At 67.6% G+C, this 13498-nt stretch carries 10 protein-coding genes; 4 read left to right on the top strand and 6 right to left on the bottom strand.

Annotated elements, in window-relative coordinates; translation table 11 throughout:
- Positions 1 to 54: 54 nt before the first annotated feature.
- Entirely contained in the window at positions 55 to 1194 is a 1140-nt protein-coding gene (locus AVAK2825_RS05210; RefSeq protein ID WP_284394829.1) for an aromatic ring-hydroxylating oxygenase subunit alpha, read from the bottom strand.
- A gap of 298 nt (positions 1195 to 1492) precedes the next feature.
- Between AVAK2825_RS05210 and xseB the strand changes: the two genes are divergently transcribed.
- The 4 genes from xseB (at position 1493) to AVAK2825_RS05190 (ending at position 6082) form a co-directional block, all read left to right on the top strand.
- On the top strand, positions 1493 to 1735 hold the full coding sequence (gene xseB, locus AVAK2825_RS05205) for an exodeoxyribonuclease VII small subunit (protein WP_272564389.1): 243 nt from the start codon (positions 1493 to 1495) through the stop codon (positions 1733 to 1735).
- A gap of 8 nt (positions 1736 to 1743) precedes the next feature.
- A complete protein-coding gene (locus tag AVAK2825_RS05200) occupies positions 1744 to 2685 on the top strand; it encodes a polyprenyl synthetase family protein (protein ID WP_502870493.1) in 942 nt (313 codons plus the stop codon).
- Between the two features lie 134 nt (positions 2686 to 2819).
- Entirely contained in the window at positions 2820 to 4709 is a 1890-nt protein-coding gene (gene dxs / locus AVAK2825_RS05195; RefSeq protein ID WP_284394827.1) for a 1-deoxy-D-xylulose-5-phosphate synthase, read from the top strand.
- A 293-nt stretch (positions 4710 to 5002) separates the two neighbouring features.
- Complete coding sequence (locus AVAK2825_RS05190; RefSeq protein ID WP_272548513.1) at positions 5003 to 6082, top strand: TRAP transporter substrate-binding protein; 1080 nt, start codon at positions 5003 to 5005, stop codon at positions 6080 to 6082.
- 249 nt (positions 6083 to 6331) lie between these two features.
- Here AVAK2825_RS05190 and AVAK2825_RS05185 read toward each other — a convergent pair whose 3' ends face one another.
- The 5 genes from AVAK2825_RS05185 to treS all read right to left on the bottom strand — a co-directional run bounded on the left by AVAK2825_RS05185 (position 6332) and on the right by treS (position 13497).
- The gene (locus AVAK2825_RS05185) at positions 6332 to 6859 is read right to left on the bottom strand and encodes a hypothetical protein (RefSeq protein WP_284394826.1); all 528 of its coding nucleotides are present in this window, start codon (positions 6857 to 6859) and stop codon (positions 6332 to 6334) included.
- Complete coding sequence (locus tag AVAK2825_RS05180; protein WP_284394825.1) at positions 6856 to 8442, bottom strand: TRAP transporter large permease; 1587 nt, start codon at positions 8440 to 8442, stop codon at positions 6856 to 6858. The genes AVAK2825_RS05185 and AVAK2825_RS05180 overlap by 4 nt, the downstream gene beginning before the upstream one ends.
- A gap of 48 nt (positions 8443 to 8490) precedes the next feature.
- Entirely contained in the window at positions 8491 to 9030 is a 540-nt protein-coding gene (locus AVAK2825_RS05175; RefSeq protein ID WP_272564385.1) for a TRAP transporter small permease subunit, read from the bottom strand.
- A gap of 288 nt (positions 9031 to 9318) precedes the next feature.
- Positions 9319 to 10029, bottom strand: a complete 711-nt coding sequence (locus AVAK2825_RS05170) for a mechanosensitive ion channel family protein (protein WP_284394824.1) — start codon at positions 10027 to 10029, stop codon at positions 9319 to 9321.
- A 63-nt stretch (positions 10030 to 10092) separates the two neighbouring features.
- Entirely contained in the window at positions 10093 to 13497 is a 3405-nt protein-coding gene (gene treS, locus AVAK2825_RS05165) for a maltose alpha-D-glucosyltransferase (RefSeq protein WP_284394823.1), read from the bottom strand.
- Position 13498: the final 1 nt, after the last annotated feature.

Raw genomic sequence — 13498 nt, 5'->3', positions numbered from 1 at the left:
GCCCTAGTGGATCATGCGGCGGAAGCTATTATTTTTATAGCAATCGGATCGGTGTCAGCGCGGGGGCACCGCATCGCCCATGGCGGCGCGGTACCACTCGTGGAAGTGCTGCATGCCGTCTTCCATCGGGCTCTGGTAGGGGCCGACCTCGTTGTCGCCGCGCTCGTAGAGGGCGCGGCGGCCGGCGTCCATGCGCTCGCCGATCTCGTCGTCCTCGATGCAGGTTTCCATGTAGGCGGCCTGCTGGGCTTCGACGAACTCGCGCTCGAAGGCGGTGATCTCCTCGGGGTAGTAGAACTCCACCATGTTCATCGTCTTCGTCGGGCTGACGGGGTGCAGCGTGGAGACGGTGAGCACGTGCGGATACCACTCCACCATGATGTGTGGGTAGTAGGTGAGCCAGATCGCTCCGCGTTCGGGCAGCTTGCCTTCGCGGTACCGCAGCAGCACGTCGTGCCATTGGCGGTAGACGTCGGAGCCGGGCTTGCCGAAGGTGGAGGCCACGCCGACCGTCTGCACCGAGTAGTGCTTCTGGAACTCCCAGCTCAGGTCCTCGCAGGTGACGAAGTTGCCCAGGCCCGGGTGGAACGGGCCCACGTGGTAGTCCTCGAGGTAGACCTCGATGAAGGTCTTCCAGTTGTAGTTGCACTCGTGCATTTCCACGCGGTCGAGCGAGAAGCCGTCGAAGCTCAGTTCGGCGCGCGGCCCCATGCCGGCCAGGTCGGCGCCGATGTCGCGGCCGTTGTCCTCGAACAGGAGGCCGTTCCACTCGCGCAGTCCGTAGTTGTTGAGGTTCAGGCAGGGGTCCTGCGCGAAGTGCGGGGCGCCGAGCAGCTGGCCGCCGGGCGAATACGTCCAGCGGTGCAGCGGGCACACGATGTTGCCGCCCGCATGGCCCTTGCCGTGGCCCTGCAGGGTGCCGCGGCCCTTGAGCATCACCGCCTGGCGGTGGCGGCACACGTTGGAGATCAGCTCGACGCCGCCCTGCGCGTTGCGCACGAGCGCACGGCCTTCGCCTTCTTGCGGCAGGGCGTAGTAGTCGCCCGCATCGGGCACGGAAAGCTGGTGCCCCACATAGCGGGGCCCGCGCTGGAAGATGGTCTCCAGCTCGCGCTGGAACAGCGCTTCGTCAAAGTAGCTTGAAACTGGTAGTTGGCTTGCGGCCTGCTGCAGTTGAAGACTTAAATCAGACATGGGTGACCTGACCTAAAGACTCCCCACAGGGAGGGTGCGTGAAGTGCACACGGAAAAAAAGAAACCGGCATGCAAGCCGGCCCGAAGGGAATGGGATTGTAGCCGGTGGGGTTATTTCCGCTCCCCCCGTATGTGTATTGGCCGGACATGCTTGAGCGCGCCGGGCAAGGCTTGCGCGCCGATGGTGTCGCCAAGGTGCCAGCCATTTTCCACGTGCCGCCCACCCGCCGCCGCCCGCCCGAAGGAGGGTGCGCCTAAAATCGCCCGTTTTACCTGCGCGTTCGCCGCCCCCCGTTCCATGCCCAAGGCCTCCGCCGTTCCCCCGAAACTCCCCGAACCCGCCAGCTACGAAGCCGCGCTGGAAGAGCTGGAGCAACTCGTGGGGCGCATCGAGTCGGGCCAGTTGCCTCTGGACCAGATGCTCGCGGGCTACCAGCGCGGCGCGCAGCTGCTGGCCTTTTGCCGCGGCCGGCTGGAAGCGGTGCAGGACCAGATCAAGGTATTGGACGAAGGAGCGCTGCAACCATGGACGCAGGAGTGACCCCCACCATGGCGGCAGTACCGACCCCTCTGGGCCCATCCACCGTGCCCACCGCGCTTCATGCCCCGTTCGACCTCGGCGCATGGAGCCATGCGCAACTGGCGCGCGTGGAGGACGCCCTGTCGCGCTGGGTGTGCAGCGATGCGCCCGCGGGCCTGGGCGAGGCCATGCGCTACGCTGTGCTCGACGGCGGCAAGCGCCTGCGGCCCCTGCTGGTGCTGGCCGCCTCGGAGGCCGTCGGCGGCCTGGACGAAGCGGCCCTGCGCGCGGCCTGCTCGGTGGAGCTGATCCACGCCTACTCCCTGGTGCACGACGACATGCCTTGCATGGACAACGACGTGCTGCGCCGCGGCAAGCCCACGGTGCACGTGCGCTTCGGCGAGGCGCGCGCGCTGCTGGCCGGCGATGCGCTGCAGGCGCTGGCCTTCGGTCTGCTCACGCCGGAAGGCCCGCAGGTGCCGCCCGCGATGCAGGCCACGCTGTGCCGCATGCTGGCCCAGGCCGCCGGTGCCGACGGCATGGCCGGCGGCCAGGCCATCGACCTGGCCAGCGTGGGCCGCGCTTTGAGCGAGGCCGAACTGCGCCAGATGCACCGGCTCAAGACCGGCGCGCTGCTGCAGGGCAGCGTGGTGATGGGTGCGGCCTGCGGGCAGGCCGCACCGGCCGCCCTGGCTGCGCTGTCGCAGTACGGCGCCGCGCTGGGGCTGGCTTTCCAGGTGGTGGACGACATCCTCGACGTGACGGCCGATTCGGCCACGCTGGGCAAGACCGCCGGCAAGGACGCCGCGAGCGACAAACCCACCTACGTATCGCTGCTCGGGCTCGAACGCGCCCAGGCGCACGCTGGCGAGCTGCGGATCGAGGCGCACGCCGCGCTGGCCGCGAGCGGCCTGCCCGACACGCGCGCGCTGGCGGCGCTGGCCGACATGGTGGTGAACCGCTCGCACTGATGATGGCGGCGTGCTGCGTGCCCTGTGCCGCCATCCCCGCAGACCTCCCCGGTGGCCCCGGCGCACCGGCCCGCACAATGAACGGTCTGCAGCGCTTGCCTGCATGGCGCAAGCAGCTCCTCAAAAAATAGCCTATGTCCACGAATTCCTTTCCCCTGCTGCAGACCATCAACGACCCGGCCGACCTGCGCCGCCTGTCGCGCGCCGAGTTGAAGGACCTGGCCACCGAGCTGCGCGCCTTCGTGCTCGACAGCGTCTCCAAGACCGGCGGGCACCTGAGTTCCAACCTGGGCACGGTGGAGCTGACCGTGGCGCTGCACACCGTGTTCGACACCCCGCGCGACCGCCTCGTGTGGGACGTGGGCCACCAGACCTACCCCCACAAGATCCTGACCGGCCGGCGCGACCGCATGGGCACGCTGCGCCAGTTCGGCGGGCTGTCGGGCTTTCCGCAGCGCGCCGAGAGCGAGTACGACACCTTCGGCACGGCGCACTCCAGCACCAGCATCTCCGCCGCGCTCGGCATGGCGCTGGCCGCCAAGCAGCGGGGCGAGAACCGCCATGCCGTGGCCATCATCGGCGACGGCGCCATGACGGCGGGCATGGCCTTCGAGGCGCTGAACAACGCCGGCGTGGCCGATGCCAACCTGCTGGTCATCCTGAACGACAACGACATGAGCATCAGCCCGCCCGTGGGTGCGCTGAACCGCTACCTGGCGCAGCTCATGAGCGGCCATTTCTACGCCGCCGCCAAGAACGTGGGCAAGACTGTGCTCAAGCCCGTGCCGCCGCTGCTGGAGTTCGCCAAGCGGCTGGAGCAGCAGGCCAAAGGCATGGTGGTGCCGGCCACGCTGTTCGAGAAGTTCGGCTTCAACTACATCGGCCCCATCGACGGGCACGACCTCGACTCGCTCATTCCCACACTGGAAAACATCAAGGGCCTCAAGGGCCCGCAGTTCCTGCACGTCGTTACCAAGAAGGGCCAGGGCTATAAGCTGGCCGAGGCCGATCCGGTGGCCTACCACGGCCCCGGCAAGTTCGACCCCCGCGTGGGCCTGACGCAGCCCGCCACGCCGCCCAAACAGACCTTCACCCAGGTCTTCGGCCAGTGGCTGTGCGACATGGCGGCCAAGGACGAGCGGCTGGTGGGCATCACGCCCGCCATGCGCGAAGGCTCGGGGCTGGTGGAGTTCGAAAAGCGCTTCCCCGGCCGCTACTACGACGTGGGCATCGCCGAGCAGCACGCGGTGACGTTCGCCGCCGGCATGGCCTGCGAGGGTGTCAAGCCGGTGGTGGCGATCTACTCGACCTTCCTGCAGCGCGCCTACGACCAGTTGATCCACGACGTGGCCCTGCAGAACCTGCCCGTGGTGTTCGCGCTCGACCGCGCGGGCCTGGTCGGCGCCGATGGCGCCACGCATGCCGGCGCGTACGACATTCCGTTCGTGCGCTGCATTCCCAACATGAGCATGGCCTGCCCCGCCGACGAGCGCGAGTGCCGCCAGTTGCTGACCACCGCCTTCGAGCAGGACCACCCCGTGGCCGTGCGCTACCCGCGCGGCAGCGGTGCGGGCGTGGTGCCCCTGGCCAGCCTGGAAGGGCTGCCGTTCGGCAAGGGCGAGGTGCGCCGCACGGGTGCGGCGCCGCAGGGCCAACGCATCGCCATCCTGGCCTTCGGCACGCTGCTGTACCCCGCGCTGCAGGCGGGCGAGGCGCTGAATGCCACGGTGGTCAACATGCGCTGGGCCAAGCCCATCGATACGGCCCTGCTGCTGGAAGTGGCCGCGAACCACGATGCCCTGGTGACCCTGGAGGAGGGCACCACGCTGGGCGGCGCCGGCAGCGCCGTGTGCGAGGCCCTCAACGCCGCGGGCGTGGTGCGGCCGGTGCTGCAACTGGGCCTGCCCGATGCGTTCATCGAGCATGGCGACCCCGCCAGGCTGCTGGCCCTGCAGGGGCTGGATGCGGCGGGCATCGAACGGGCCGTGCGCGCGCGGTTCCTGGCACCGTCCGCTGCGGCCTGAGACCGCCGCGCCCGTTCCGAGACGGCCCGAGGTGGGTGGGCCTTCTCAGACGCGGCATCGGCGCCGATGCCCAGGCCCCAAGGCGCCCGCTGTCGATCTCCGCGAAGGGCGCGCGCCCGATGCTTGCAGAACCCTGAATGGGCGAAACGGGTGGGTTCTTTCACGGGAAAACCCGCAAAACCCGCTGGGGGCATGTTCCTACAATCGTCCTCGGCCCACACAGTTTCTTGCCCTGGGCGCACGGTGCCCACCAGCGCCGGGTTCTGCCAACAATATCTCGGAGATCAATCCTCATGGATCGTCGTTCAATCATCAAGCACGCTGGCATCGTCGGCGTGCTGGCCGCGGGCGCGGCCCCTGCTGTGCATGCGCAGGCCAACATCCGCTGGCGCCTCGCTTCGAGCTTCCCCAAGTCGCTCGACACCATCTACGGAACGGCGGAGGTGTTCTCCAAGAAGGTCAGCGAAGCCACGGGCGGCAAGTTCCAGATCTCGGTGCATGCCGGCGGCGAGCTGATGCCCGCCTTCGGCGTGGTGGACGGCGTGCAGAGCGCCTCCGTCGAAATGGCCCACACGGCCCCCTACTATTTCTACGGCAAGGACCCGACGTTCTGCCTGGGCTGCGCCGTGCCGTTTGGTCTGAACGCACGCCAGATGAACGCATGGATGTACGAGGGCAACGGCCTCAAGCTCATGCGTGAGTTCTACGCCAAGTACAACATCATCAACCTGCCGGGCGGCAACACGGGCGCGCAGATGGGCGGCTGGTTCCGCAAGGAAATCAAGTCGGTCGCCGACCTGAAGGGCCTCAAGTTCCGCACCAACCCGTTCGCAGGCAAGGTGCTGGAGCCGTTCGGCGTGATCCCCCAGTCCATCCCCGGTGCCGACCTGTACCCCGCGCTGGAAAAGGGCACGATCGACGCGCTGGAGTGGGTGGGACCGTACGACGACCAGAAGCTGGGCTTCAACAAGGTCGCACCGTTCTACTACTACCCCGGCTGGTGGGAAGGCGGCCCGCAGCTGGACTTCTACATCAACACCAAGGCCTGGGAAGGCCTGCCGGCCGAGTACAAGGCCGTGGTGGAAGCCGCCGCCTCGCACGCCCACGTGACCATGCTGGCCAAGTACGACGCCCGCAACCCCGTGGCCATCAAGCAGTTGGTGGGCTCCGGCACCAAGCTGCGCCCCTTCACGCAGGACGTGATGAACGCGGCCTTCAAGTCGGCCCAGCAGATCTACTCGGACCTGAACAACAGCAACCCCGAGTGGAAGAAAATCTACCCCGACTACTCCAAGTTCCTGGCCGACCAGAACGCCTGGTTCCGCTTCACCGAAGGTACGTTTGACCGTTTCATGCAGCAGCAGAAGCTGTAACTCCGCAATCCTCCGAGCCGCCGTGTGAACGGCGGCTTTTTTTTGGGTGCCTGGTTTGCGCGCAAGCACCAACGCAGAGTGTCTGTCGCGTCCCTCGCGGGATGTGTGGGTTGAAACGGGAGCAGGGGCTCCAAGGTTCGAATCCTGGTACCGGTCGCGCCCCCGTGGGCGCGTGGATCATGCTCCTTGCGGCACCACGGCCATGGCTGCACACCGCAGGAGCGGCTGGTGGCATTTCCGCCCGGTGATTCAGCGAGTTGTCGGGGGCTGGTCTTCAGAGCTGGCTTGTGGATTGCTGCCCTGCCGGACCACCGCCTCGCCGAAGGCCACCAACAAGGCCGGGTCGGCCGAATGCACCCAGGCGATGCTGCCGTTGCGCCGGCGCACGAGCATGCGGGGCGCGACGATGCCGCTCAGCCAGGGCCAGTGCACGATCTTGAAGGTGGCCACTTCGCGGACGTGCACCTTCTTGTCCCACAGCCACGATTGCAGCAGGGCGTCGCCCGAGAAGCGCGTGCGGCTGAATACCATCCACCAGCCCACCCAGGCGATCAGCACCCCGGCCAGGCAGAAAGTGGCCAGGCTGGTGAAGGACCACTGCGCGCCGCGCAGCGCGGGCACCGACCAGGCCGCGAACGCGCCAAGCGCCACGACGATGGCCACGGCCAGCCCGCGCACCGCGGGCGGGTAGGCGGCGCTTTCCAGCCAGGTGCCCCCGGCACCGCCCGGTGCGTCCGCTGCATCCGCAGGGGGCACGTTCGGGGAGTTGCCCGTCATTGCGGCGTGCTGGCCGCGCCTTCGGCGGGTGCGGCGTCCGGTGCTGGCTCGGGCACCGGCATGGCGGGCTCGGCACCGGGTTCGGCGGCCGGGGCGGAGCTGCCCGCTGCGGGCTTTTCACCGGTGCCGAACGGGTCATCCATGTTGATGGTGGGCTCGGCGGACGAGTCGGCCGGCATCTCGAGCTGCACCTTGTCCAGGTCGACCACCTGCTCCTTGTCCAGGAAGACGGTCACCGTCTGCGGGAAGAAGATCACGATCGCCACCAGGATCAGCTGCATGATCACCCAGGGGATGGAGCCCAGGTAGATGTCGCTGGACTTGACCGGTCTGTCGATGCGTTTTTCCTTGAACAGCGTGTCGGAGATGCCGCGCAGGTAGAACAGCGCGAAGCCGAAGGGCGGGTGCATGAAGCTCGTCTGCATGTTCACGCACAGCAGCACGCCGAACCACACCAGGTCGATGCCCAGCTTGTGCGCCACGGGGCCCAGCAGCGGCAGGATGATGAAGGCGATCTCGAAGAAGTCGAGGAAGAACGCCAGGAAGAAGATGAAGATGTTCACCACGATCAGGAAGCCGATCTGGCCGCCTGGCAGGTCGCTCAGCAGGTGCTCGATCCAGATGGCGCCATCCACGCCCTGGAACACCAGCGAGAACACGCGCGAGCCGATCAGGATGAACACCACCATGGCCGTGAGCCGCATGGTGCCGTCCATCGCTTCCTTGATGAGCTGCCACGTGAGCCGCTTGTGGATGGCCGCCAGGATCAGCGAGCCCACAGCGCCCATGGCACCGGCTTCGGTCGGCGTGGCGATGGCGTGGTCCATGAAGGGCAGGCCGCCCATGGAGCCCAGCACCGCGAAGATCAGGATGGCCGAGGGAATGATGCCGCGCAGGCACTTGCCCCACAGGGCCCAGCCGTGCAGTGTGCGCGCCGTCTTGGGCAGGCCGGGCACGTACTCGGGGCGGAAGCGGCCCAGCAGGAAGGTATAGATGGCGAAGATCAGCACCTGCAGGATGGCGGGACCCCAGGCGCCCTTGTACATGTCGCCCACCGAGCGGCCGAGCTGGTCGGCCATGACGATCAGCACCAGCGAGGGCGGCACCAGCTGCGTGATGGTGCCCGAAGCCGCCAGCACGCCGGTGGAGTAGCGCATGTTGTAGCCGTAGCGCATCATGACCGGCAGCGAGATCATGGCCATGGCGATCACCTGGCCGGCGACCGTGCCGGTGATGGCCCCGAGGATGAAGCCCACGATGATGACCGAGTAGCCCAGCCCGCCGCGCACCGGGCCGAACAGCTGGCCCATGGAGTCGAGCATGTCCTCCGCAAGGCCGCATTTCTCGAGCACCGCGCCCATGAGCGTGAAGAACGGAATGGCCAGCAGCAGGTCGTTGGACAGGATGCCGAACATGTTGATCGGCAGGTTGGCCATGAAGTTGGCCGGGAACCAGCCCATCTCGATGGCGAAGAAGCCGCTGAACAGGCCCAGGGCCGCGAGCGAAAACGCGACCGGGAACCCGATCAGCATGATCACGATCAGCCCCGCGAACATGATCGGGGCAAAGTTTTCCATGTGCATTCTGGTGTCGTCCTGAGAGAAGTCGGTGGGGCAGGGGCGGGCGGGTGCTTACTGCACCGGCTTCTCGTAGTGCGTGTTCATCTGGATGTCGCCGCGCAGGTAGGCCACGCGCTTGATGATCTCGGCCACGCCTTGCAGGAACATCGCGCCGAAGCCCAGGGGCATCAGCAGCGCGGCGGGCCAGCGGATCAGGCCGCCGATGTTGCCGGACATCTCGCCCGACACCAGCATGTGCCAGAAGAACGGCGCCGTCAGCCAGGTGAGCAGGCCCATCACCGGCAGCAGGAAGACGATCAGGCCGAACAGGTCCACCAGCACGGGCTTCTTGCCGCGCAGCCGGCCGTAGATGATGTCCACGCGCACGTGCTCGTTGAGCTTGAGCACCAGCGGCGCGCCCAGCATCACGGTGGTGGCGAAAAGGTACCACTGGATCTCGAGCCAGGCGTTGGAACTCATGTCCAGGCCGTAGCGGATGATCGCGTTGGTGGCGGAAATCAGAGCGGCGGCGAGCACGGCCCATCCGGCCACCTTGCTGAGCTTGGTGGAAATCCAGTCCATGCCCATGGCCAATTTGAGGAGTCCTGACACGGTTTGTCTCCTGGAGAACTTGGGGAATTATTGAAATACGGCGGCCCGGCCGCTGCGCGTGGACGCAGGGCCGGCAGTGGCGCTGATCGTACTCCCGGGCTGCTGAAAAAAGCCTGACGCTGGGGGGTGGGGTTTTCCCGTGCGGCTTGGCCCTGCGCACCGCGCCATGACACGGCAGGGCAAAAGAAAACCCCGCGGCACAGCGCGGGGTGGGGCGCCCAGGGGGGGCGTGGAAAGTGCCGTCTCAGCAGCCTGGCGTGCAGCGCCGTTGACACGGCCGGGCCGGTGTCATGGAATGCGGTGGTCGTCGCCCGCGGGGCCGTCGTCCGGGCCGCGCTTGCGGGGCCACCAGTGCTCGATGCACTCGGCCGCGCGGTCCTTGCCGCCTAAGCCGAAGGCCAGCGCCAGGGCAAACACCGCGCCGCCCAGCACGATGAGGAAGCTCTGGCGCACGATGTCGCCGCCGATGCGCAGGTGGTCGAGCGCGATCAGCACGACGAAGGCCACGATCGCGTACTGCGCCAGCTTGCCCAGCAGCACGGTTTCCTTGAGGCCGCTGCGCCGGCCCTGCGCGGCCACCATCTCGCCGACGAAGCGGCCGAAGTACGCCCCCAGCGCGAGGATGATGAGCGCGATGAACAGGTTGGGCACGAACCACACCACGCGGCTGAGCAGCGCGGTCACGTAGCTCAGGCCCAGGCCGTTGAAGGCGATGAGCAGGGAGGCGAGGATGACCAGCCAATAGACCAGGATGCCGAAGATGCTGGTGGTGTCGCCCTGCACGCCGCCTTGCTTCAGAAAGCCGTCGAGCCCGGCGCGCTGCGTGAGCACCTGGAAGTTGATCGCGCGCAGCCCGCGGGTCACGGCAAAGCGCGCCGCCTTGGCCACCAGCCAGCCGGCTGCGACTACGAGCAGGGCGATGAGAAGCCGCGGCAGGAATGCGCTGACCTGCAGCAGCATGGCGCGGGCCGGTTCCAGATGAATACTGAAATTTTCCATGGAGGGTGCCCTCAATTGATCGGGTGAACGTGGACGGTCGTTGGCGGGCCGGGTGACCGACGCCTACGGTGCCGCAGGGGCGGGCGAGGGCGAGGCCGCGGCGCCGATGAGCGCCAGCAGCCCCTGCAGCGGCACCTGCGCCCAATCGACGCGGTTGCCGAGTTCGTAGCGCAGCTCGTACAGCGCCTTCTCGATCTCGAACAGCGCGACGATGGCGCCGTCCGGCACAGGGGCCACCTCCAGATGCGCGCCCGGGTGCTGGGTGGCCGGGGCGCTGGCCTCGGCGGCATAGGCCTCTAGAAACGCGGCGCGCGTCTCGCGCTCCCATTGCTGGGCCGCTTCGTCCAGGCGCAGCATCTCCTCGGTGGACTGGGTCATGCGCTTGAGCGCGGCCCAGCGGGCGTAGTTGAACGAGCGCAGCATGCCGGCCACGTCGCGCAGGGGCGAGCTCTTGGCGCGGCGCTGCTCGAAGGTGCGGCCGGGTTCGCCCTCGAAGTCGATGATGACGAAGTCGTTGTCGGTCACCAGCACCTGGCCCAGGTGGTAGTCGCCGTGGTAGCGCGTCTTGTGGCCGGAAGGGACCACGCCGGTGCCCTGGCCGATGCGGTCCATGAGAGTGGCGCGCCGGGCCAGCAGGGCCTGGGCATCGGTGCGCGCGGCAGGTGGCAGGTCGGCCATGCGCTGCTCCAGCAGCGCCAGCGTGTCGGCTGCCTCGGCCAGGGCGCGCTCATGGAAGGCCTGAACGTCCTGCGCGGTGACCGGCTCCGGATCGAACGCCGGGTTGCCGGTGCGCAGCGCGAGTGCCCGGTGCAGGCCGGCGGTGCGGCGGCCGAGGGTTCGCACCAGCGCGAGGAAGCCTCCATGCACGTCCGCCGTGGCGCCCGAGGCGATGCGCGTGTCTTCCAGAAACCGCTCCAGGTAGCCCAGGGTGTATTCCCAACCGTCGCCCTGGTTGGATACGTAGGACTGCACCAGGGCCAGCGTCATGGTCGTGCCGTCGCCCGCGACGTACTCCACCGCGCCGCCCACCGGCACGCAGTGCTCGAAGCGCGCGGCCTCGGTCAGGAAGCGGCCCACCTCCAGCTCGGGATTGACCCCGTTGCGCACGTGCCGGTAGCCCTTGAGGAACAGCTTTTCGCCCAGGGTGACCACGGTGTTGCTGCTCTGCGCGCCCGGGCGGCCCACGGTGAGGTCATCCAGCCCCTGCGCCATCCCGGCGAAGGCCACGGTGCTGCGAAAACGCAGCGTGCCGCCGCGGTCGGTTCCCAGTTGTTCGTTGGCACCGATGGCCCGCACCACCGCGCGGCAGAAGGCCTCGTCGTGGAAGGCGTCGCCCATCACGCCCACGTTGGCCTGCTGGCGCACGCGCGCCACGCCGCCGGGTGAGAGCCGGCGCATGCGCTCTTCGTCGCCTTCTTCCCAGGCCAGGGCCAGGGGAACGAAGTACGAGGCGGGCGGCGCGGACGGGGCCTCGACATTCAGGATCGGCAGCATCCATTCGTAGCCGCCCTCGGTCTTCCACACGGTGTGGTCCTGGATGCGTGCGCGCTCGATGGCCGTGCCCTTGCCGGCGTACCAGCGCTGCAGCTCGATGTAGCGCGGCAGCGTGTCGGATTCGAATTGCACGCGCATGCGTTCGGCCATGCCGATGCGCCAGGGCATCACGTTTTCGCGGAAGAAGCTGGTCCAGCCGTCGAACAGCACCAGCACCGGGCGCTCCTGCAGGTCGAGCCCGTCCTGGTGCCAGGACGGCACCTGCGCCTCGGTGGACAGGCGGAACCAGTAGAACCCGTAGGAGTGCAGCGTGAGCAGGTAGGGCAGGTCGCCGATGGGCGGGAAGGTGACGCGGCCCAGCATTTCCAGCGGCGCGCGCCCCTTGTAGGCCGACAGGTCCAGCTCCACCGGCTGGGCGGCGCGAGACAGGTTGAACACGGTCAGGATCACGTCGTCGCCGTGTTCGCTGATGTAGGCGAGGATCTTGCGGTTGCCCGGCTTCAGGAAGATGCGCCGGCCACGCCCGAAGGCCCGGCTGGTTTTGCGCACGGCCAGCATGCGACGGGTCCAGTTGAGCAGCGAGCTCTGGTCGCTGGCCTGGGCCTCGACGTTCAGCGCTTCGTAACCGTACACGGCATCCATGATGGGCTGCAGGTACAGCCGCTGCGGGTCGGCGCGTGAGAAGCCGGCGTTGCGGTCGGGGTTCCACTGCATCGGCGTGCGCACGCCGTTGCGGTCGCCCACGAACACGTTGTCGCCCATGCCGATCTCGTCGCCGTAGTAGATGATGGGCGAGCCCGGCATGGACAGCAGCATGCCGTTCATGAGCTTCACGCGGTCGATGTCGTTTTCCATCAGCGGCGCCAGGCGGCGGCGGATGCCGAGGTTGATGCGCGCGCGCATGTCGGCGGCGTACATGGTGTACATGTAGTCGCGTTCCTTGCTGGTCACCATCTCCAGCGTCAGCTCGTCGTGGTTGCGCAGGAAGATCGCCCACTGGCAGCCGTCGGGAATGTCAGGCGTCTGCTGCAGGATCTCGACGATGGGGTGGCGGTCTTCCTGGGCGATGGCCATGTACATGCGCGGCATCAGCGGGAAGTGGTAGGCCATGTGGCATTCGTCGCCGTCGCCGAAATACTCGCGCACATCCTCCGGCCACATGTTGGCCTCGGCCAGCAGGAAACGGTTCTTGTATTCGGCATCGATCGCGGCGCGCAGCCGCTTGATCACCGCGTGCGTCTCGGGCAGGTTCTCGTTGCTGGTGCCGTCGCGCTCGATCAGGTAGGGGATCGCGTCCAGCCGGAAGCCGTCCACGCCCATGTCGAGCCAGAAGCGCATGGTCTTGAGCACGGCCTCCATCACCAGCGGGTTGTCGAAGTTCAGGTCCGGCTGGTGGCTGAAGAACCGGTGCCAGTAATAGGCCTTGGCCACCGGGTCCCAGGCCCAGTTCGACGTCTCGGTGTCGGTGAAGATGATGCGCGTGCCCTGGTAGATCTGGTCGGTGTCGCTCCACACGTAGAAGTCGCGCTCGGGCGAGCCGGGCGGCGCGGTGCGCGCACGCTGGAACCAGGGATGCTCGGCGGAGGTGTGGTTGATGACCAGCTCGGTGATCACGCGCAGGCCGCGCTGGTGGGCCGCGTCCAGCATCTCTCGAAAGTCGTCCAGCGTGCCGTACTGCGGGTGGACGTCTTCGTACTCGGAGATGTCGTAGCCGTCGTCACGCAGCGGCGATGGGTAGAACGGCATCAGCCAGATCGTGTTGACCCCCAGGTCCTTCACGTAGTCGAGCTTGGCGGTCACGCCCTTGAAGTCGCCCACCCCGTCGCCGTTGGTGTCGAAGAAGGCCTTGACGTTGAGCTGGTAGATGACCGCGTCCCGGTACCACTGGGGATCGTCGCTGGTGTCGATCTCCGTGTTCTCGGGGGTGACGGCCGGCTCCGGCTCGGGCAGGGGATGGACCAAAGGTGCGTTCATG

The sequence above is a fragment of the Acidovorax sp. SUPP2825 genome, from assembly GCF_030158995.1.
Taxonomy (GTDB): domain Bacteria; phylum Pseudomonadota; class Gammaproteobacteria; order Burkholderiales; family Burkholderiaceae_C; genus Paracidovorax.
This window is presented reverse-complemented; position numbering and strand designations above follow the sequence as displayed.

Bases quoted from the DNA above. Each gene is read 5' to 3' on its own strand.
- AVAK2825_RS05190 (WP_272548513.1), top strand. From the start codon at position 5,003: ATGGATCGTCGTTCAATCATCAAGCACGCTGGCATCGTCGGCGTGCTG.
- dxs (WP_284394827.1), top strand. From the start codon at position 2,820: ATGTCCACGAATTCCTTTCCCCTGCTGCAGACCATCAACGACCCGGCC.
- AVAK2825_RS05170 (WP_284394824.1), bottom strand. From the start codon at position 10,029: ATGGAAAATTTCAGTATTCATCTGGAACCGGCCCGCGCCATGCTGCTG.
- AVAK2825_RS05185 (WP_284394826.1), bottom strand. From the start codon at position 6,859: ATGACGGGCAACTCCCCGAACGTGCCCCCTGCGGATGCAGCGGACGCA.
- treS (WP_284394823.1), bottom strand. From the start codon at position 13,497: ATGAACGCACCTTTGGTCCATCCCCTGCCCGAGCCGGAGCCGGCCGTC.
- AVAK2825_RS05210 (WP_284394829.1), bottom strand. From the start codon at position 1,194: ATGTCTGATTTAAGTCTTCAACTGCAGCAGGCCGCAAGCCAACTACCA.
- AVAK2825_RS05200 (WP_502870493.1), top strand. From the start codon at position 1,744: ATGGCGGCAGTACCGACCCCTCTGGGCCCATCCACCGTGCCCACCGCG.
- xseB (WP_272564389.1), top strand. From the start codon at position 1,493: ATGCCCAAGGCCTCCGCCGTTCCCCCGAAACTCCCCGAACCCGCCAGC.
- AVAK2825_RS05180 (WP_284394825.1), bottom strand. From the start codon at position 8,442: ATGCACATGGAAAACTTTGCCCCGATCATGTTCGCGGGGCTGATCGTG.